The sequence below is a fragment of the Glutamicibacter uratoxydans genome (assembly GCF_006539925.1).
Taxonomy (GTDB): domain Bacteria; phylum Actinomycetota; class Actinomycetes; order Actinomycetales; family Micrococcaceae; genus Glutamicibacter; species Glutamicibacter uratoxydans.
Genome location: NZ_BJNY01000026.1, coordinates 1 through 18,952, shown reverse-complemented (window position 1 = coordinate 18,952; position 18,952 = coordinate 1). Strand labels below are relative to the sequence as shown.

Annotated in this window: 24 protein-coding genes; 13 read left to right on the top strand and 11 right to left on the bottom strand. The window is 60.2% G+C overall.

Annotation, left to right across the window (positions count from 1 at the left end; genetic code table 11):
• Positions 1 to 31: 31 nt before the first annotated feature.
• Both AUR04nite_RS16505 and AUR04nite_RS16500 read right to left on the bottom strand, forming a co-directional pair.
• The gene (locus tag AUR04nite_RS16505; RefSeq protein WP_141367179.1) at positions 32 to 880 is read right to left on the bottom strand and encodes a hypothetical protein; all 849 of its coding nucleotides are present in this window, start codon (positions 878 to 880) and stop codon (positions 32 to 34) included.
• A 9-nt stretch (positions 881 to 889) separates the two neighbouring features.
• Positions 890 to 1,690, bottom strand: coding sequence for an exodeoxyribonuclease III (locus AUR04nite_RS16500; RefSeq protein WP_141367177.1), 801 nt, complete (start codon positions 1,688 to 1,690; stop codon positions 890 to 892).
• Positions 1,691 to 1,794: 104 nt separating this feature from the next.
• Between AUR04nite_RS16500 and AUR04nite_RS16495 the strand changes: the two genes are divergently transcribed.
• Together AUR04nite_RS16495 and mmsB are read left to right on the top strand one after the other, a co-directional pair.
• Positions 1,795 to 2,844 (top strand): 3-hydroxyisobutyryl-CoA hydrolase, encoded by a 1,050-nt coding sequence (locus tag AUR04nite_RS16495; protein ID WP_141367175.1) that lies wholly within the window; start codon positions 1,795 to 1,797, stop codon positions 2,842 to 2,844.
• Positions 2,844 to 3,740, top strand: coding sequence for a 3-hydroxyisobutyrate dehydrogenase (gene mmsB, locus AUR04nite_RS16490; protein WP_141367173.1), 897 nt, complete (start codon positions 2,844 to 2,846; stop codon positions 3,738 to 3,740). The genes AUR04nite_RS16495 and mmsB overlap by 1 nt, the downstream gene beginning before the upstream one ends.
• Here the strand turns inward: mmsB and AUR04nite_RS16485 are convergent.
• Entirely contained in the window at positions 3,735 to 4,238 is a 504-nt protein-coding gene (locus AUR04nite_RS16485) for a MarR family winged helix-turn-helix transcriptional regulator (protein ID WP_141367171.1), read from the bottom strand. The genes mmsB and AUR04nite_RS16485 overlap by 6 nt on opposite strands.
• Positions 4,239 to 4,455: 217 nt before the next feature.
• On the opposite strand from AUR04nite_RS16485, the gene AUR04nite_RS16480 reads away from it, so the two are divergent.
• The 7 genes from AUR04nite_RS16480 (at position 4,456) to AUR04nite_RS16450 (ending at position 10,589) form a co-directional block, all read left to right on the top strand.
• Positions 4,456 to 4,659, top strand: coding sequence for a hypothetical protein (locus tag AUR04nite_RS16480; protein WP_141367169.1), 204 nt, complete (start codon positions 4,456 to 4,458; stop codon positions 4,657 to 4,659).
• Positions 4,656 to 5,096, top strand: a complete 441-nt coding sequence (locus tag AUR04nite_RS16475) for a hypothetical protein (RefSeq protein WP_141367167.1) — start codon at positions 4,656 to 4,658, stop codon at positions 5,094 to 5,096. The genes AUR04nite_RS16480 and AUR04nite_RS16475 overlap by 4 nt, the downstream gene beginning before the upstream one ends.
• Positions 5,093 to 5,392: a winged helix-turn-helix domain-containing protein gene (locus AUR04nite_RS16470; RefSeq protein ID WP_141367165.1), complete on the top strand. Its 300-nt coding sequence runs from the start codon at positions 5,093 to 5,095 to the stop codon at positions 5,390 to 5,392. Before AUR04nite_RS16475 ends, AUR04nite_RS16470 begins: the two co-directional genes overlap by 4 nt.
• A 182-nt stretch (positions 5,393 to 5,574) precedes the next feature.
• Complete coding sequence (locus AUR04nite_RS16465; RefSeq protein ID WP_141367164.1) at positions 5,575 to 7,194, top strand: ABC transporter substrate-binding protein; 1,620 nt, start codon at positions 5,575 to 5,577, stop codon at positions 7,192 to 7,194.
• Entirely contained in the window at positions 7,187 to 8,164 is a 978-nt protein-coding gene (locus tag AUR04nite_RS16460) for an ABC transporter permease (RefSeq protein ID WP_141367163.1), read from the top strand. The genes AUR04nite_RS16465 and AUR04nite_RS16460 overlap by 8 nt, the downstream gene beginning before the upstream one ends.
• Entirely contained in the window at positions 8,161 to 8,973 is an 813-nt protein-coding gene (locus AUR04nite_RS16455) for an ABC transporter permease (protein WP_141367162.1), read from the top strand. The genes AUR04nite_RS16460 and AUR04nite_RS16455 overlap by 4 nt, the downstream gene beginning before the upstream one ends.
• Positions 8,970 to 10,589: an ABC transporter ATP-binding protein gene (locus AUR04nite_RS16450; RefSeq protein WP_141367161.1), complete on the top strand. Its 1,620-nt coding sequence runs from the start codon at positions 8,970 to 8,972 to the stop codon at positions 10,587 to 10,589. Before AUR04nite_RS16455 ends, AUR04nite_RS16450 begins: the two co-directional genes overlap by 4 nt.
• Here AUR04nite_RS16450 and AUR04nite_RS16445 read toward each other — a convergent pair.
• The 3 genes from AUR04nite_RS16445 to AUR04nite_RS16435 are packed head-to-tail and all read right to left on the bottom strand — an operon-like array spanning position 10,555 to position 12,438.
• The gene (locus tag AUR04nite_RS16445) at positions 10,555 to 11,148 is read right to left on the bottom strand and encodes a cysteine hydrolase family protein (RefSeq protein ID WP_246055575.1); all 594 of its coding nucleotides are present in this window, start codon (positions 11,146 to 11,148) and stop codon (positions 10,555 to 10,557) included. The genes AUR04nite_RS16450 and AUR04nite_RS16445 overlap by 35 nt on opposite strands.
• Positions 11,136 to 11,960 carry an ammonia-dependent NAD(+) synthetase gene (gene nadE, locus AUR04nite_RS16440; RefSeq protein WP_141367160.1) on the bottom strand — a complete coding sequence of 275 codons (825 nt, stop codon included), beginning with the start codon at positions 11,958 to 11,960 and terminating at the stop codon, positions 11,136 to 11,138. Before nadE ends, AUR04nite_RS16445 begins: the two co-directional genes overlap by 13 nt.
• 40 nt (positions 11,961 to 12,000) lie before the next feature.
• Positions 12,001 to 12,438: a MarR family winged helix-turn-helix transcriptional regulator gene (locus tag AUR04nite_RS16435; protein ID WP_141367159.1), complete on the bottom strand. Its 438-nt coding sequence runs from the start codon at positions 12,436 to 12,438 to the stop codon at positions 12,001 to 12,003.
• Positions 12,439 to 12,477: 39 nt separating this feature from the next.
• Between AUR04nite_RS16435 and pyrE the strand changes: the two genes are divergently transcribed.
• Positions 12,478 to 13,035: an orotate phosphoribosyltransferase gene (gene pyrE, locus AUR04nite_RS16430; RefSeq protein WP_174787898.1), complete on the top strand. Its 558-nt coding sequence runs from the start codon at positions 12,478 to 12,480 to the stop codon at positions 13,033 to 13,035.
• Between the two features lie 129 nt (positions 13,036 to 13,164).
• On the opposite strand, the gene AUR04nite_RS16425 is transcribed toward pyrE, so the two are convergent.
• Positions 13,165 to 14,283: a type I restriction endonuclease gene (locus tag AUR04nite_RS16425; protein WP_246055574.1), complete on the bottom strand. Its 1,119-nt coding sequence runs from the start codon at positions 14,281 to 14,283 to the stop codon at positions 13,165 to 13,167.
• 381 nt (positions 14,284 to 14,664) lie between these two features.
• On the opposite strand from AUR04nite_RS16425, the gene AUR04nite_RS16420 reads away from it, so the two are divergent.
• Positions 14,665 to 14,877, top strand: coding sequence for an AsnC family protein (locus tag AUR04nite_RS16420; protein ID WP_141367157.1), 213 nt, complete (start codon positions 14,665 to 14,667; stop codon positions 14,875 to 14,877).
• Between the two features lie 12 nt (positions 14,878 to 14,889).
• On the opposite strand, the gene AUR04nite_RS16415 is transcribed toward AUR04nite_RS16420, so the two are convergent.
• The 4 genes from AUR04nite_RS16415 to AUR04nite_RS16400 form a co-directional block, all read right to left on the bottom strand.
• The gene (locus tag AUR04nite_RS16415) at positions 14,890 to 15,615 is read right to left on the bottom strand and encodes an ABC transporter permease (protein ID WP_141367156.1); all 726 of its coding nucleotides are present in this window, start codon (positions 15,613 to 15,615) and stop codon (positions 14,890 to 14,892) included.
• Positions 15,612 to 16,400, bottom strand: coding sequence for an ABC transporter ATP-binding protein (locus AUR04nite_RS16410; protein ID WP_141367220.1), 789 nt, complete (start codon positions 16,398 to 16,400; stop codon positions 15,612 to 15,614). The genes AUR04nite_RS16415 and AUR04nite_RS16410 overlap by 4 nt, the downstream gene beginning before the upstream one ends.
• 29 nt (positions 16,401 to 16,429) lie before the next feature.
• Entirely contained in the window at positions 16,430 to 16,669 is a 240-nt protein-coding gene (locus AUR04nite_RS16405; protein ID WP_141367155.1) for a hypothetical protein, read from the bottom strand.
• 72 nt (positions 16,670 to 16,741) lie between these two features.
• A complete protein-coding gene (locus AUR04nite_RS16400) occupies positions 16,742 to 17,584 on the bottom strand; it encodes an HAD-IIA family hydrolase (protein WP_141367154.1) in 843 nt (280 codons plus the stop codon).
• Between the two features lie 139 nt (positions 17,585 to 17,723).
• Here AUR04nite_RS16400 and AUR04nite_RS16395 point away from each other — a divergent pair, with 139 nt between their 5' ends.
• Both AUR04nite_RS16395 and AUR04nite_RS16390 read left to right on the top strand, forming a co-directional pair.
• Positions 17,724 to 18,377 carry a TrmH family RNA methyltransferase gene (locus tag AUR04nite_RS16395; RefSeq protein ID WP_141367153.1) on the top strand — a complete coding sequence of 218 codons (654 nt, stop codon included), beginning with the start codon at positions 17,724 to 17,726 and terminating at the stop codon, positions 18,375 to 18,377.
• 135 nt (positions 18,378 to 18,512) lie between these two features.
• Positions 18,513 to 18,952: hypothetical protein (locus AUR04nite_RS16390; RefSeq protein ID WP_141367152.1), on the top strand; the 440-nt coding region annotated here is incomplete at its 3' end.

Genomic DNA, 18,952 nt, shown 5'->3' with positions numbered 1-18,952 from the left:
GGAATTTTTTTGTTTCTCTGCAGATTGCTGGCTAGTTGGCTCGGCCCAACTGGCGCGGACCGATCCAGCGGTTGCTCAGCCGGCGATAAGCCGCCGCCGCGGTCGTCATATCCGAATCTTCTAAAGCCTGGATCCCGTGCATCAGGTCATTGACCGAATCGTCGGGCCAGACAATCTCCGCCAACAGCCCGTAGTCCAACTCGATCACCGACTGCGGATCAAAAGTCTCCAGCCAGCCGCCCAGCGTACCGAGCTCCTCGAAAATAGGCGCCGCCGGTGCGTGGGCTGCCATTGTCTGCACTGCCCATGCGAGGCGGTTGATGGCCTGCTCGAAAGGGACGTAGAGCCTGACGGTCTTCAGGTGTTCTCCGGAATAGAGGATTTCTGCTTCATCGTCGTCACGGAAAAGCGCAAACCAGCTCAGCGGGATGCCCCAAGTGGACGTGCGGGTGTGCAGGTGGGTCAGGTCGGCGGCAAGGCGGTCGGTGTCCATTCGCTCTCCATTGGCGCGGCGGGCAGCCGGCGGGACCAGCAAGTCGAAAACTTCGGTGCGCATGGCTTCTTCGGCCTGTTCGGCGGCGAGCAGGCTGCGAGCCTGCACCTGCCCGGGGCAGTATCTGGTGTATTCGGTGCCCTGGTAGTCCAGCAGCTTCACCGAGCGGAAAAATTCGTCATCGGCATGGGGGAATGGATCGGAAACATCGCGCAGCGTGCGCTCCCATAGCCGCTGATTCTCCAGCCGATCGCATTGATCGGGGCTCATGCGCGGGGAGTTGAGAATGATGGACTGGGCCCAGTCGCCGAAAGAGCTCAGCGGCTCGTATACGCGCAGGTGTGCGGTAGCTGCGGTGAGCTCTTCGAGGGGCCCAGTCATCTTCATGTTCACACTCTAGTCGGCAAGCTCGACAATGACAGGGGTGTGGTCGCTGGCGCCCTTGCCCTTGCGCTCTTCGCGGTCGATGCTGGCGCCAGTGACGCGGGCGGTCAGTGCCGGCGAGGTCAAGGCGAAATCGATGCGCATGCCTTCATTCTTGGGGAACCGCAGCTGGGTGTAATCCCAGTAGGTGTACTGGCCCTCGGTGTGCGGGCGGACTACGTCGCTGAAGCCCAGCTCTTCAAAAGCGGAGAAGGCGGCGCGCTCGGGGGCTGAAACGTGGGTCATCTGGTTCTCGACAAAGAAGTCGATGTCCCACACGTCTTCGTCCTTCGGCGCGATGTTCCAGTCGCCCATCAGGGCGATCTGGGTGTCGGGATTCTCCTGCAGCCAGCCGTGGGCATCCTGCTTCAGGATGTCCAGCCAGTTCAGCTTGTAGCCCATGTGCTCGTCGTCCAAGGCGCGGCCGTTGGGGACGTAGAGGCTCCAGATGCGCACGCCCCCGCACGTGGCAGCGATGGCCCGCGGTTCCTGGATCGGGTTCTTGCCGCCCTTGCCGAATTCCGGCTGGCCTGGGAAGGTTCGCTGCACGTCGTCGAGGCCCACGCGGGAAGCGATGGCCACGCCGTTCCACTGGTTGACGCCGAAATGCGCCACCTCGTAGTCGTTGTTCTCGAACAACTCCCAAGGGAAGTTCTCGTCCTTACATTTCGTTTCCTGGATAGCCAGGACATCCACGTCGCTGCGTCGTAGCCAGTCCTCAACACGGTCGGCTCGGGCTCGCAGCGAGTTAACATTCCAAGTCGCAATCTTCACTACTTCAACCTATCAAGAATGCCCGATTGAGCCACTTCAATTTAGTTGGAAGTCCGAGTATATTCTTGACTGAAGGTGACCCCGATCACTAGGAGGGTGGTCTCTTGGCTGAGGTCCTGACAGAACGCCGCGGGCATTTGGGGTTGATAACCCTCAACAGGCCTGAATCGCTCAATGCGCTGAATATCGCCATGTGCCGGGGGATCCTCGACGCATTGCTTGAATGGCGTGATGATCCGCAGATTGCGCAGGTGGCAATCACCGGAGCAGGGGAGCGGGCACTGTGTGCGGGCGGGGATATCGTCGCAATCTACCGCGACATCCTGGAGCGAAACGGCTCGTCCGAGGAGTTTTGGCGCATCGAATATCAGCTCAATGTGCTCATCGACGAATATCCCAAACCGTATTTGGCGTTTATGGACGGCATCGTCCTGGGCGGAGGCATCGGCATCTCGGCCCATGGCAGTCACCGCATCGTCACCGAGAACAGCCGCTGCGGAATGCCAGAAGTCGGCATCGGGTTCTTCCCCGACGTAGGCGGCACACACCTGTTGTCCCACGCGCCGCTGGCGGCGGGCCGGATGGCTGCGTTGACCGGCATGAAATTCGGCGCTGCGGACACCATTGCCCTAGGGCTGGCAGACACCTTTGTGCCGTCCCACGACCTGCCCCGGCTGCTGGAAGACCTTGAAACCCAGTTGGCCGACGCGGCGATTTCGCGCTGGTCTGGCATCCCCGAGCATGGGCATTTGCACGAGGAATGGGTGCAGGCGTTTGCCGAATCGAGCACCCCTGCCATTCTCAGCGCCTTGCACGGCTTCGAGAATCCGCAGGCGCTCAGTGCGCAGCAGGCGCTGACGGCCGCTTGCCCCAGTTCGGTGCGGCTCGTTGAAGAGTTGATGCGGCAGGCGGGCAGGGATCTGAGGGGTGACCTGGTTAGGGAATTCCGCGCGGCGGTCCACCGTCTGGACGACCCCGATTTTGCCGAGGGGATCAGGGCCGCGGTCATCGACAAGGACCGGTCCCCGCACTGGAATGAACCGCTGGAGGGGTCGACCCCCGAACAGCGCACCGCCCGGCATTTTGAACCACTGCCGGGAGCAGAACTGAACTTTGCCCTGCTGGACCAGGGCCTTCGCGAAAAGAGTGGATGATGAGCACGCTGCCAACCATTGGATTTCTAGGACTTGGCCACATGGGCCTGCCCATGGCCATCAACCTGCACAAGGCCGGCTATACCCTCAAGGGCTTCGATATTGTACCCGCCGCGGTGCAGGCAGTCGGCGAAGCGGGGATTGAAACCGTTGCCACCGGCGCGGAAGCCGCCACCGGAGTCGACATTGTCTTGACCATGTTCCCCAGTGGACAGCACGTCTTGGACGCCTACCGCGGCTACCTGCTTCAGGCCGCCAGCCCGAATACGCTGTTCTTGGAGTGCTCGACCATCGATGTGGCCCAGGCGAAGGAAGCCGCCGCGCTTGCTGTGGCGGCGGGCCATCGCAGCGCCGATGCGCCGGTGTCAGGCGGCGTGGTGGGCGCTGAGGCCGGAACGCTGACCTTCATGCTCGGTGCGGAAGCTGAGGACCTGGAAGAGATCACCGCGGTGCTTGAGCATATGGGCAAGCGCATCGTGCACTGCGGCGGCCACGGCCTGGGTCAGGCCGCGAAGATCTGCAACAATATGCTGCTGGGCATTTCGATGATCGGCGCGGCCGAGGCGTTCGTCCTCGGCGAGCGTCTGGGCCTGGAGCACCAGGCGCTCTATGACGTCATCTCTACGGCCTCGGGCCAATGCTGGTCGGTGACGACGAACTGTCCCGTACCCGGGCCGGTCCCTACCTCGCCAGCCAACCGCGACTACCAGCCAGGCTTTGCGGCGGCTTTGATGGCCAAGGACCTGGGGCTGGCCTCCAGCGCACTGAAGCACACGCAGACCGACGCCCAGCTTGGCGCGCTGGCCTCCGCGCTCTATCGAAAGTTCAGCGACGAAGGCCACGCCGGAACCGATTTCTCCGGAATCATCAACGCCGTGCGCGACGGGTCGCTATAGAAAATCGCCCTGTGAATGCCGGAAGCGGGAGAGGATCTGGAAAAGAGTCCTTGCATCCGCTTCCGGCATTCCGCTGTTTGAAAATAATTGCTCGTTCAAATCCTGGCGGGCGTTGAACAGTACGCGCTTGCCTTCGCCGCTCAGCTCCAGCAGCCTCGTGCGGCCATCGGTGGGGTGCGGGATCCTGCGGACCAGACCGGTAGCCTCCAAGCGGTCCACCGAATTCGTCAGGCTCGTTGCATGCACCTGAAGCAGCTGGCTTGCATGGTTCATCGGCAGCGAACCGCGCTTTGAAAACCCGAGCAGTGCCAAGACCTCAAACCGTGCAAATGTCAGCCCATGGGGCTTGAGGATGGCATCGGCGCGCTGGAGAAATATCGATGCGGTTCGCATGATCGCCGTAATGGCCGCCATGGAATCCGCCTCTGCGCCCCATCCGTGGGCAATCCACTGATCCCGAGCCTGGGCGATGGGATCACGGGGTAAAGGAGAAGGCATGGGCGCTCCTAAATGGCGATCTAGACCAACAATATACTTGGACTTCCTATGGTTTGGAAGAGCTTGGCGGCCCCGAGTTTTCAGTGATTTCCGGCAGGTTTCCGAAGGCTTTTTGCAGCAGTGCAAATGAATTGTGAGAAAGTACTTTCCATATTGGAAAGTACTTGTTATGTTTGAGTCAGTTCAGAAGCAGGACCGGGAATCAAGGAGCAGGATCATGAAAATGTCATTCACCGCATGGTGCGTCACCGCAATCATCGCTGCAGGCCTCGCTTTCTTCGGCCTGTCGCTCTTCGCCTACTTCAGCGGCCAGAATTCGCTGATCTTCATTGGAATGGGCATCTTCATGGCGATAGTCATGACTTCCACCAGCCTCATTGCGCAGCGTCAGAATCGGGCAAAGAAGGAGCAGGTGAAATGAACTCTGAGCAGCCGCTGACGCCCGAGCAGCAGCTTGAAGCGCTGGGCCGGGCTCAGGCCGACATGGACCGGGCCATAGGCTATGGCTCAAGACTGATGGGCTGGTACTGCATCGTGGTCGGGCTTGCTGTCGGCGCACTGGCAGCGGTGCTGCAGCTCTACCGGCCGGATGAAAACAAAGTGGGCTTCTTTATTGTAATGGGACTGTATGTCCTCGTGATCCTCGGCTCTTCGCTGGCGTACCGCAAGTTGTACCGAAGCCTGCCGCAGGGCTATTCCAAGCGCTATGGCATGGCCTTCGGCCTGAGTATCGGACTCTATGCGGCCTCGGTGGCATTGCTGGCGGCGCAGATTACTTCATGGATCGCCATGCTGCTGATCTTCCTGATCGTCGCGGCGCCGTTGGTGCTCACCGGAATAAAGATGGTGCGAGAATGACCGCCCATGCTCGTCAGCGCCTCAATGACGACTTTTCGAACCCGGTGCGGCTGTCGTTGATGGGTGCGCTGCAGTCCGTAGAGGAGGCCGACTTCAAATCGTTGAAAGATGCGCTGGGAATCTCAGACTCGGTGCTTTCGAGGCATCTGAGCGCCCTTGAGGAGGCCGGGTATGTGCAGATCCGCAAGGGGTATGTGGGCAAGCGGCCGCGCACCTGGGCCAAGCTCAGCAGCGGCGGAAAAACGGCATTCGCCGAACATGTGCAGGCGCTGAAGGAAATTACCGGAATCAGCTAGATTAGTAAGTCCTCAGATGACAAAACTTGTCGATTCATAAAGCCCGACCAGCCTCCGGCGGTCGGGCTTTTGTTATGTGAAGAAACTTTCCTTTATCTCCTGAAACAACCTTTGTCCCAAGTCAACCCTTCATTCTAGCGTCGTAGCCAGAAATACACCGACTAAAAGAAGCGGATGAGGATATGAGCACTCCACGCAGTGTACGAGGACATTTCAAGACCCTGGGCATCCTGAGCCTGGCAGCTGCCACGCTGCTGACCGGTTGCGTGAGCAGCTCCAACGCACAGGAAAGCAGCGAGGACGAGTTGACCGTCGGCTTCCCCGAAGACAGCGCCAACTACGACCCGCACCAGCCGCCGCAAACCGTCTCTCGCACGATCTCCCGGCAGATCGCAGACACGCTGGTGGACCAGGATCCCGAGACCGGAGAAATCGTTCCCTGGCTTGCCACCAGCTGGGAAACAAATAAAGACCAGTCGCAGTTCACCTTCCACCTGCGCGATGACGTGACCTTCTCCGACGGCACCAAATTCACCGCGCAATCGGTCAAGAACAACTTCGACAGAATCATCAAGATCGGCCCTCTGGCTTATGTCGGGGCAAGCCATCTGCGCGGATACCAAGGCACAGACGTGGTGGACGAGAAGACCGCCATCGTGAAATTTGACGGCCCCAACGCCCAATTCCTCCAGGCTGCGTCGACCCAGCCGTTGAGCATACTGGCCGATGCCACCTTGAAACTGGACCCCGAGGAAGTGGCTCGCGGCAAGGTCATTGGTAGCGGACCCTACGTGATCGAAAGCTACGAACCCGACGTTGGCATCACCCTCAAGGCCCGCGAAGACTACCACTGGGGTTCGTCTGCCTACGCTAACAAGGGGCCGGCAGTCTATGAAACGGTAAAGGTCTCCTTCATCCCCGACGCCACCACTCTGGCCGGCGCCGTCAGCTCCGGCCAGGTCGACTACGGATTCCTGCTGGACACCTCGACCCTAGGCACCCTGGCCGGGCAGACCACCTTGGTGCAGAAGCCCACCGTCGGCATCGCCTCCCCGCTGATTCCCTTCATCTACCGGGACATCTTCAAAGACGAGGCAGTGCGCAAAGCCATCAACCCGGCCACCGACCGCGCCGAGATCGCCGAGCGCATCTACCAGGGCAATGTGCAGCCTGCCACCGGCGTGCTCACCGCTGCCACCCCGGGCTCTGCAGACCTCAGCAGTGAGCTGGCCTATGATCCGCAAGCAGCCGTCAAGATCCTGGAGGCAGGAGGCTGGGACACCGTGGGAGAGGACGGCATCCGCCGCAACGACAAGGGCGAACGGCTGGAAATCTCCATCCAGTATTCCTCCACCGGCGGCACCACCGAAGCGTTGTTCCAGTTGCTGCAAATCCAGTGGAAGAAGGTGGGCATCGACTTTGTGCTCAAACCCGTCACCGAGGCGCAGGCCTCCGAGACCGGACTCTATGACGCACCCTACGACCTGACTACCTGGTCCCAGGGCCGCGCGGATCCGGATGTGCTGCGCGTGGTGTACAGCTCCCTCTACGAAAACCAGTCGTTGTTCTACGGCAACGCGGTCCCCGCGGTGGACAAGGCGCTGCTGAAGCTGCAGTCCACCACCGACGCGCAGCAGCGCAAGCAGGCCTCCGCCGAGGCCCAGCAGCTGCTTTTGGACAAGGGGCTGGTGTTCCCGCTGGTGGACCAGGTCTCCAACAGCGCCTATGGCAAGGACATCAAGTCCATCGAATTGGATGCGGAGAACAAGCCGGCCTTCGCGGAGTTCGTGCCCAATGAATAAGCAGCTGCTGACGTACGCTGCATCTCGTGTGGGGCACGCCGCGCTGGTGCTCTTCGGTGCGATCACCCTGTCCTTCGCCATTTTGCAGTTCACCCCCGGGGACCCGGCGCGGCTGATCGTCAGCGGGGGACAGGAGGACGCCGGAGCGGCCAATGACGCCCAATTGGCGCAGATCCGCGCCGAGATGGGTCTGGACAAGCCGGTGCTGGTGCAATACTTCGGCTACCTGCTGCGCGTACTGAGCTTCGACTGGGGCCAAGCCTATTCGCTGCGCCAACCGGTCACCCAGGTGATCGGCGACGGGCTGGTGCACACCGTACAGCTTGGGGCGCTGAGCATCGGAATCATGGTGGCTCTGGGGCTGCTGCTGGCGGTCGGAGAGGCGCTGCTTCCCACCCGCTGGCTGCGCCAGGTGTTCTCCTCGCTGACAGTGCTGGGCATCGGGGTGCCGTCCTTTGTCATGGCGATCATCCTGCTGCAGGTCTTCTCCTTCAAGCTCGGCTGGTTCCCGGCCTTCGGCGCCGGCGGCTTCTCCTCGCTGGTGCTGCCGGCGATCACGATCGCCCTGCTGGGTGCGGGAACCCTCTCCCAGGTGTTCTCCCGCGGCATTCGCGAAGTGCTCGGGGAGAACCACGTGCTGGTGGCCCGAACCAAGGGCATGGGACATGCCCGGCTGGTGCGCACCCATGTGCTGCGCAATGCGAGCCTGCCGGTGTACACCATCGTGGGCATGCTCATCGGCGGGATTGTTTCAGGGGCGGCGATCATTGAAACGATCTTCGGTCGCCCGGGAATCGGCAACCTTTACGTGGAGGCGGTCGGCGCGCGCGACTTCCCGTTGATTCAGGCCCTGATCGTGCTCACCGGCGGCATCTATATGGTCATCACGCTGCTGGTGGACCTGAGCTACCCGCTGATCGACCCGCGGGTCACCTCGCCAGCTCAAGCTTCCAGGAGGTCGCGGAGATGAGCATTGCAAAGAACCTGCGCCGGCCCAGTTTCGGCGTGGCGGCGGCCGCCGCTTTTCTGGCACTGATCGCCGCCGCCGCGCTGTTCCCGTCGTTGTTTGCCCGTTTTGATCCGGTGGCGGTGGTGGGTCCGTCGCTGGCGGCCCCCGACCCCCAGTTCTGGCTGGGCACCGACTTGAACGGGAGGGACGTGTTCAGCCGCGTGGTCTATGGGGCCCGCATGTCCCTGGCCGCAGGAGTAGTGGCAATCGTCATTTCGGTGGTCCTCGGCGGGCTGCTGGGCATGGCCGCCGGCTATCTGGGCGGCTGGGCGGACGCGGTGATCTCCCGCTGCGTTGAGGTGCTGGTCTCCATTCCGGGGCTGCTGCTCTCCCTGGCGGTGATTTCCATCTTGGGCTTCGGGGTAGACAAGGTGGCGATCGCCGTGGGCATCGCAGGGATCCCCGGATTCGTGCGCATCGCCAGGGCGCAGACCCTGAAAATTGTGAACCTGCCCTATTTCGACGCCGCGCTGACCAGCGGCACCGGCGGCTTCAAAAGCATCATCACCCATGTGGTGCCCAATGCCGCCGGGGCCATAGCAGTGGTGGCGGGCCTGGATTTGGGCGGGGCCATCCTGTCCATCGCCTCCCTGAGCTTCCTGGGCTTCGGAGCGGTGCCGCCGATGCCCGAATGGGGGTCGCAGATCAACGAAGGCCGGCTCTACATCGCCACCGCCTGGTGGTGGTCGCTGGCCCCGGCGGCGGTCGTCGCCCTGACGGTACTGAGCGTCAACCGGCTCAGCTCACAGATAGGAACCAAGGAATCATGAGTCTGCTGCACATCAGCCAGCTCTCCGTCGACTTTGCACCCCGGCGCCGCGGGCAGGAGCCCACCCATGCAGTGCAGGCGGTGGACCTGCACATGGAAGCAGGCCAGCGCCTGGGGCTGGTGGGGGAGTCGGGCTCCGGCAAATCCACCATCGCACGGGCGCTCCTGGGGCTGAATCCGCGCGGCGCAACTGTCACCGGCACCATCGCCGTGGCCGGAAGCCGGGTGGATACGCTGGACAAGAGGGCGCGCCGGGAGCTGCTGGGAACCACCCTTGGCTATGTTCCGCAGGATCCCGGTTCCAGCCTGAACCCGCTGATGCGCATCGGCACCCAGGTGGGCGAGGTGCTGGAAGTTCACCAGATCGGCGGGAAGGCCGAACGCGGCCGGGCGGTGGAGCAGGCGCTGCAGGATGCTGGACTGGATCCCGCGGTCTCTTCCCGCTTCCCGCACCAGCTCTCCGGCGGCCAACGCCAAAGGGTGCTGATCGCCATGGCCATCATCGCAAAGCCGGCGCTGATCATCGCCGACGAACCCACCAGTGCGCTGGATGCCACGGTGCAAAAACACGTGCTGGACACCCTCGACAGGCTGGTGGCGGCCACTGGTGCGGGGCTGCTGTTGATCACCCACGACCTGGGCGTTGCCGCCGAACGCACCGATCAGCTGATCACGCTGAGGCACGGGGAGATCGTCGAATCCGGCAGGACCGTGCAGGTGCTGGGGAACCCGAGCAGGGATTACACCCGCACCCTGGTCGCTGCGATGCCGCGCGCCGATGCGCCTCCCCGCCGCAGGCTTCCCGCGCCCGTGCAGACAGCTCCGGCGCTGCTCGCCGCCAGCGGGCTGCACCGCAGCTTCGGCCGCGGCGAGCAGGCGGTGACCGCCTTGGACGACGTGACGCTGAGCATCCCCGAAGGGGGTGCTGTCGGCGTGGTGGGCGAGTCGGGCTCCGGCAAGACCACCTTGGCCAGGGTGCTGCTGGGCCTTGACCGCCCCGATTCAGGGACGGTGGAACTTTCGGGGGTGCGACAAACCAAACAGGTCGGCGGGCGGGAATTCCGCCGGCGGGTGCAGCCGGTATTCCAGAATCCCTACACCTCCTTCGACCCCAGCCGCAGGGTCGGATACTCGGTGTTGGAGCCGGTGCGGTCGTTGAAGACAGCGCCGCGGGCGCAGCACAGGGAGCTGCTGGAAAAGCTGTTCACCCAGGTGGGCTTGGATCCAGCGCTCGTCGAACGGCGCCCGGAGGAACTGTCAGGGGGCCAGCTGCAGCGGCTGGCCATCGCCCGGGCGCTGTCCGCCGACCCCCAGCTGCTGGTCTGCGACGAGGCGGTTTCCGCCCTCGACGTCACGGTGCAGGCGCAGATCCTGGACCTGCTGGCAGGACTGCGCGAAGAGCGGAAGTTGTCTTTGCTGTTCATCACCCATGATCTGTGCGTACTGCGGGAACTGTGCGAATACAGCGTGGTGATGCACCGCGGACGCATCATTGAGCAGGGTCCCACGGGGCGTCTGCTCGATGATCCCGGCCAGACCTACACCAGAAGCCTCATCGAGGCTTTGCCGGCCATGCCAGATTTCAGCGCTGCTCAGTTGCTTCAGCCGGCACTCTAGCTGGTTTTGCAATGGCCTGCGCGGCAGTCAAGATTCCGAACTGCGATCCTGGATAGCGCAGCCCCGAGAAGTACATATTGGTATGCGCGATGATCTGCTTGGCAGTGATCAGTGTTCCGTCGAATTCGGCATCGACTGTCGTATGGCAGTCGGAGACCAACGTGACATCGTAGCCGTGCACGGCGGCAGCCTGCGTTGTGGTGCGGATGCAGTAGTCGCTTTGGGCTCCGGCCACCAGCAATCGGCGAACCCCAAGGCCCTGCAGGATCTGGTGCAGGTCGGTTTCGGCGAAGGAGTCGCGATAGGTTTTGCGAATCAGGTGTTCCCCGTGGCCAACAGCCAAGCCGTCGGCCAGCTGCCACCCGGAGGTGCCAATGGGAAAGTCGCCGTGGTCCTGGACCCAGACCACCGGCAGGCCGGAAGACCGGGCGTGCTCCACCAGCTGGGCAGTGCGGTGGACTACGCCGTGGGCGTCGTGGCATCCTTCAAGGACCCCGCGCTGAAAGTCGATGACCACTAATGCGGTGCCGGCAAGATCCGCCGGCACTAGCTGCGCCACCACTTGTCCATGTAGGTGGCGGGGACTGCGCGCTTGTGGCGCGAGGCAATGAAGCGTCGCTCGATCGATTCTGCGGCGGCCGGGTCGATGTCCCGCCCTTCAAGGTAGTCGTCGATCTGCCCGTAGCTCAGGCCCAGTTCATCCTCGTCCGTGCGCAGCGGCTGGCCGTCCAACAGGTCCGCGGTGGGCTCCTTGGCCCACAGCAGCTCCGGAGCATCCAACTCGCGCAGCAGCGCCTGGTTCTGACGCTTGTTCAGCCCGGCCAGCGGCAGCAGATCCGCCCCGCCGTCGCCGAACTTGGTGAAGAAGCCGGTCACGGATTCGGCGGCGTGGTCTGTGCCGATCACCAGCATGCGCTTGTCTCCGGCGATGGCGTACTGCACGACCATGCGCATCCGCGCCTTGGCATTGCCGCGGGTGAAATCACTCATCGGCACATGGCCTGCATCGGCCAGCGCTTCGTCGAGGCCGGCCACTGGCTTGGCGATGTTCACCTCGTACTCGGTGTCAGCCGCAACGAACTCCATCGCCGCCTGCGCGTCGGCCGCGTCGTGCTGGACGCCATGGGGCAGTCGCACGGCAATGAAGCTCGCCTCGCCGCCGTCCTTCCGGACCTCCTGCACCGCGAGCTGGGCCAAGCGGCCCGCCAGGGTGGAGTCGATGCCGCCGGAGATGCCAAGGACGAAGCCCTTGGCGCCGGTGGCGGCCAGGTAGTCCTTCAGGAAATCCACGCGGGTGCGGATCTCATCCGCCGGGTCGATGGCCGGCTTGACGCCAAGTTCTTCAATGATCGCTGCTTGCAGTTCTCGCATGTATCTAATCCTAGACAGGCCGCGGCCGCTGCGCAGGGAGTTAGTCCTTGCTGGTGTCTGGATCCCAGCCCAAGTTCCGCGCGATCTTTTCCAAAGCCGCCACGACTGCATCGTATTCCGAGCCGTCGAGGTCTGCACCGGACTGCGTGCGGATGCGTTCGACTAACTCGCTGAGCTTCATCAGCGAGGTGTGTCCGCGGTCGGTGATGGAATACTCGCCATCGGCGTGGGTGATCCAGCCGGACTCCACCAATTCGTTCAGGTGCTCGGCGACTGAATCGGGCTCGTCGGGCGACGCAAAGAAGGGGGACAGCCCGGCGATCAGCTCCGCCTCGGTAGCAGGCTGCTGCTCCAAAAGATTGAGCACCTGCCACTGGCGCCGCGTCACACCGTGTTCTTCCAAGGTCGCTGCAAACTGCTCGTCAATCAGCGAATCCACCAATTTCAACCAGTAACCCAGGGGGCGTGTAGCGTTCATGGGAACAGCCTAGCCATGATGCCGACTAGAATCGAGGGTATGAGCGAAACCGGCGCCCGCGCGCGACTTAAAGAACTGATCCAGGAACTTGCCATTGTCCGTGGCAAGGTCATCCTGTCTTCCGGCAAGGAAGCCGACTACTACATCGACCTGCGTCGAGTGACCCTGCAGCAGGAAGCTTCGGGCTTGGTCGGCGAGGTCATGCTTGACCTGCTGGACGAAGCGAAGCTTGAATTCACCAACGTCGGCGGCCTGACCATGGGCGCAGACCCGGTGGGCACCGCCATCATGCACACCGCACGCGCCAACAACCGCGCGATCGACGCGTTTGTTGTCCGCAAGGCACAGAAGTCCTACGGCATGGGCCGCCAGGTCGAGGGCCCAAGTGTCGAAGGCCGCAATGTCATCGTGCTGGAAGACACCTCCACCACCGGCGGCTCGGCGCTGACCGCAGTCGAGGGCGTGCGCAAGGCAGGCGGCAATGTTGTTGCTGTTGCCGTGATCGTCGACCGCGACACCGGCGCCAAGGAGCGTATCGAGGCCGAGGCCGGCGTTCCTTACCTGTTCGCCTACGGCAAGGACGAGCTGGGCCTGTAAAACGAATTAAGTGGTTCATAAGAATGGAGGGCGAGAAGGAAATACTTTCTCGCCCTCCATTCTTAATTCTTGTGCTGGTTTATCGATGATCGAATCTGACTCGCTTCGTTTTGGACAGCCCTTTAGAATCTAATTTGCTTCCAGCCGGGCAACTGTCTCACGAATCTGGTCCGCAAAAAGGTAGATCTCGTCCAACTCTTCGATTGGATACCGAGTTTCGACTTTGTCAGCGTCTAGGATGCCAATGTATTTTTGTGACTTGGCGTTGAAATGAAGTCTGGCGATTGTGCGGCGATTATTGTCATCCAGCAAGATACCGAAGTATGACTTGCTGTCCCGATGAGTTACTCGATGGGGTTTGACTTCGCTACACGCAATCGCCTTTACGATCTGGTATCCCGCGAGTTCTTCTTCTGTGGTTTCAACACCTGATTTTTCTGATTCCTGTTTAGCTTCTATGGCATCTTCTGTCGAATCCTGAATCTGAGCAACAGTCTCATTGATGCCAGAAACCTCTTGATACCGGTTGTCACTTTCTCCGAGCGCGGTCTTGAGTCGCTCGTGCACCCTCTCCTTGAGGAATTGGTTGCAAGCCTTTCCGACAAGCTCATTGAACAGGAGCAAATTGTCAGACGTGGCTCTACGATCAGTGACCTTGACCATAAGTAACTTAACAAAATCCTTGCTAGGCTCCCTGAACTCATTGCCTATTTCGCGTTTGAGCGCTCCAACATACTTGAGTTCTTCTGCTGAGCTCAGAACAGAATCTAAGTTGAAAGTTTCTTTTGTGAGCTTGGCGATTTCGGGAAGTACGATCTCGTCGATTTCAAGTAGATCTAAGATCAGAAATGGTTTCTGGTCCATTATGTTAGGTGCATCTAGGTCAGTGAAGAAGTGATAGACCTGCCCATTGGTTAGAATGCCGATTCGAGCATTTGTCACAGAAAAGTATCTGAAAAGCTGTGAGGCATGTTTAACGTTGAGTGGATCACCAACATGCTTGCATTCAATTAGGATCTGGACTTCCCCATCCTTCATGATTGCGTAATCGACCTTTTCGCCCTTTTTGGTGCCATGATCTGCAGTGAATTCCGGGACTACTTCAAGCGGATTAAAAACGTCATATCCGAGCACTCTAGATATGAACGGCATTACGAATGCGTTCTTGGTCGCCTCTTCGGTCTGAATTGAATCCTTCTGCGCTTTTAGCTTGGCGGAAAGCTCTTCGATACCTTCAGTGCTGTTCAAGATTCCCCCTAAAATGAAATCAAATTTTCACTATTTTCATGGCGTTCTGATCCCGTATGTGCTCTGGATGCTATCAGAGCAAATGGGTATTTAGGGCTTTGGAAAGAAAAAGATTTAATTAGGACGATTAGAAACTTACGGTCTGTTGTCGTCGACTGTTGTGCTTGCGACTATGGCGTCACCGTTGAGAACCGAGGGCGCCAAAGGGGTGTTTCGGTTGGAGGGCATTGGAAGCTGGGCAACGAAGTGAATTTCTGCCTGTCTTGATTATTTAGACGTGGATTTTTTGTAGTAATTCGCCTTGCTGGCGGGCTGTCAAGGAGGGGCGATTGGAGTCAACTTTCATTGACGGCACCAAGAATGTCAACTAATATTGACGGTATGAGCAATGTACCCAGAACCGCAGTAGACTCCCAGGATTCGGGCGGACCCATAGCCCAGCTGCGTCGGCTCACCGAGGCGCACAAAGAACTGGCACGGCAGCAATCGGCCCAGGTTCGTGCGGCCAGGAGCCAAGGATATTCCTGGCAGGCCATTGCCTCGGCCCTTGAAATTTCAAAGCAGGCCGCGCACAAGCGATATGGAAAGCAGTAGCCTGCGGCCCGGTTAAGGCGTTTTGCGCCGCAGCGTCAGCGAGCCGACAACCAGCGCGGCAATGATCCACGCAATGATGATCAGCAGGCTGCTGCTGGTGGACGAGTCCTCGGTGCCAGCCGAGATTGCCACCAACGCGTCAATGGCGTGGGACAGCGGCAGCCAGTCGCCGAGGGTTTCCAGCGGGCCTGGTAGCTGGTCTCGGGGCAGGATGATTCCCGCCAGCAGGAACTGCGGGAAAATCAGCAGCGGCATGAACTGGATGACTTGGAATTCTGTGCGTGCAAAGGCGCTGGCCATCAGCCCCAAGCTGGTTCCGAGCAGCGCATCCAAGGCGGCGACAATGAACAGCAGCCATAAGCTGCCAGAGATCTGAAGCCCGCAGACCCATACCGCGAATGACACGGCAATGCTCGTCTGGACAACGGCGATGAGCGTAAACGCCATCGCGTAGCCAAGTATGAATCCGCCCTTGGTCAGCGGCATGCTCAGCAGCCGCTCCAAGGTTCCGCTGCGCCTCTCGCGCAGCGTCGCGATGCTGGTGACCAAGAACATCACGACAAAGGGGAACAGGGCAATCATCGCCGGACCGATTTGGGCGAAGATCGGAGTATCGGTATAGATCCACGCCATCAGCCCAATGAGCATGCTGGGAACCACCAGCATCAGCCCGATGGTTCGGGGATCATGCCGGATCTGCAGCAGCACGCGGCCGGCTGTCCAGAAGGCCGAATTCATGACCGTTCGCCCTTCGCCGCGGCGCGATGCCTGCCGGGCTGATGCTCATGGTCCGCAACCTTGCTCATCGAGGTGTCCTGCGCAATCAGCCGCAAGAACGCTTCTTCTGGATCGGCGGCCCCGGTCTGTTCCAGCAATTGCCGCGGAGTGATCTGCGCCAGAAGCTTCCCCTCGCGCAGCAGCAGGATTTCATCGCAGCGCATTGCCTCGTCCATGACGTGGCTGGAGACCACCAGGCACATTCCGGTCCCCGCCAGTTCTGCAAACAAATGCCATAAATCTGCACGCAGAACAGGGTCCAGGCCCACCGTCGGTTCATCGAGGATGACAATCTTCGGCGAGCCGAGCAGGGCGATGGCGAGGGAGACACGGTTCCGCTGGCCTCCGGAAAGATCCATTACCAGCTGTTTTGCCTGTCCATCCAAGTCGGTTGCTTTGATGACGCGGGCCACCTCGTCCTTGGGCTGTCCCATGATTCGGGCGAAGTAGGAAATGTTCTGGGCGACCGTCAGGTCGTCGTAGACGCTGGCGGCCTGGGTCATGTAGCCCACCTGCCTGCGCAGAGATTGATCTCCTGCGGGCTTTCCCAGCACTGACACCAGCCCGCTGCTGATGATTTGGTTTCCTACGATGCTGCGAAGCAGGGTGCTCTTCCCGCTGCCGCTGGGGCCGAGCAGCCCAATGATCCGCCCAGGCATTAACGAGAAGCCGACGTCTTGAATGACCATCGACTTCCCACGCTTGACGTTCAGGCGTTCAACTTCAATACAAGGCGACATCTTCATCACAGCTTCAGCATACGACCGCAGGATTCTCAGCGGCGCTTGACCCAAAGGCCGACGACCAGCACCAGGTAGGCGAGCAAAATGAATCCAAAGACTTTGTGCTCGCCCCATACGACAGTATTGCTCATGGAACAGTGCAGCTCGGCGTCCGCGCCGAGGCATGAGTTCAGGCCGTAGTTCACCGCAATGAGCAATGACAGTCCTAAATACAGTCCCACGGCGATTAGCACGAATTTCCATACGCGCCGCGGGGAATGCGCCTTTCCCATGACACCTAGTATCCGCTGATTCGCCTCCAGTTCAAGAGGTTGGGACAGCAGACGGAAGCATGCGCCGAATGCCTACTTGGAAGCGCTCTTCGCTGCCGCTTCAGGCTTTCCCTTGACCAGCTCTGAATGCAGGCTCGCCACCGATGGGTACTTCAGATCTGGGCGGAAGGGGAATGTATCCATGTCTGCGGGCGCGGTGATGCCCGAATAGACCAAGGCGGTAAGCAAGCCCGCTTCCATTCCTGCAATGATGTCGGTGTCCATGCGGTCGCCGATCATTGCAGTGGTCTCTGAATGGGCATCGATCCGGTTCAAGGCAGAGCGGAACATCATCGGGTTCGGCTTTCCCACGACGTATGGCTCTCGGTTGGTTGCACGGGTGATCAACGCGGCGATGGCGCCAGTGGCGGGCATGATGCCTTCGGTGGATGGACCTGTCGCGTCGGGATTCGTTGCAATGAACTTCGCGCCGGCCTCGATCAGCCGTATGGCCTTGGTGATCGCCTCGAAGGAGTAGGTGCGAGTTTCGCCCAGCACCACATAGTCGGGATCCTGGTCGGTCATGATGAAGCCTGCATCATGCAATGCGGTGGTCAGTCCAGCCTCGCCGATCACGAAGGTGCGGCCTCCCGGGCGCTGGCGCGCAAGGAACTCAGCGGTGGCCATGGCGGAGGTCCAGATATTTTCTTCCGGCACATCCAGTCCTGAAGCCAGCAGCCGCGCTCGCAGGTCGCGCGGGGTGTAGATGGAGTTGTTGGTCAGCACCAGGAACCGCAGGTTGTTCTCGCGCCAGTACTGAAGCAGTTCGGCGGCGCCTTTGATGGCATGGTTCTCGTGGACGAGCACGCCATCCATGTCCGTGAGCCAGCATTTGATGTCGTGGACGGTACGGGCAGCGCGGTTGGTGAGAGTCACGGGGTGTCGATCCTTCGTAGTCTGTAGGTGGTGGACGGCTATCGACGCTGAAAGTATCCCTATATGAGAAAGCGTACACAGCATCGCTCGGCTCGGCTATGAACCATTGCACGCCCGGGGAACAACTACCCTTAGAAGCGTGAGTGACGAAGTAAAGAATGATGCAGAAAAGTCCGCCGAGCATGTCATCGGCGTCGGACCGTGGGAAGGCGAACTGCCGACCGACGAGAAATACGACCCTCAGCTCCTAGCCGAGGGTGACCGGCGGAATGTAGCGGACAAGTACCGCTATTGGACCATGGATGCCATCATTGCCGATCTCGACGAACGCCGCCATGATTTCCATATCGCCATTGAAAACTGGCAGCACGATATGAATATCGGAACTGTTGTTCGAACTGCCAACGCATTCTTGGCGAAAGAGGTCCATATTATTGGGCGGCGCCGGTGGAACCGCCGTGGGGCAATGGTTACAGATCGTTACCAGCATGTCCGCCACCATGCGACCGTCGAAGAATTTGTTGAATGGGCAAATAATGAAGGTCTTGCAATTCTTGGAATCGACATCTTCCCGGACTCTGTTCCGCTGGAAACCTACGAGCTTCCGCGCAACTGCGTTTTAGTGTTTGGCCAAGAAGGACCCGGTTTAAGCCCTGAAGTCCATGCGGCTGCGAGGGATACATTGTCCATAGAACAATTCGGTTCCACCCGTTCTATTAATGCCGCTTCAGCAGCCGGAATTGCCATGCATGCGTGGGTCCGCCGCCATGTGTTTGGGCAAAAAGTAAGTTAACAGCGAATTTATTACTCGGAAGTTTAGTATAGCTACTGGATTAGTTACCATTTTCGCTTTAGGCTGGGTACTGGTTATGCAAATGTGATCTGGGAGATATTGGCTGTGCAACGACGTCATCAGGTGAATCATGACATGCTCCTGCCCGGCCTGCCCAAAAGAAGAAATCCTCTTCTGATTTGGGGTGTCTCGGCGGCCTCTGCTGTCGCATTAACCGGCGCCATTGCTATTCCGATTGTTGCCCAGCCTGCAGATCCGCGTAATGGCAATATTCCTGTCGCGATCGACGCGTTGTCGGATCCTGGGCTGTATAACGAACCGGTGCTTGTCAGCGCTGATGCTCCACTCAACGTTTTCGGTGGTTCTGGTAAGGAACTGGCCATTGACGGACGCCCGCTGGGCATGGTCGAAGGCGCTGACGAATCCTCGGAATCAGACGAAGCAGGATCGGAAGAAGCCAATACACTGCTTGCTGGTGAGGTGGGCCAGATCGGTGAGCTTCCCGGTGGTTTGCAGTTGATGCACCCAGTGACGACCCGTTCGATTTCCAGTCCTTATGGGTGGCGGTCGAACCC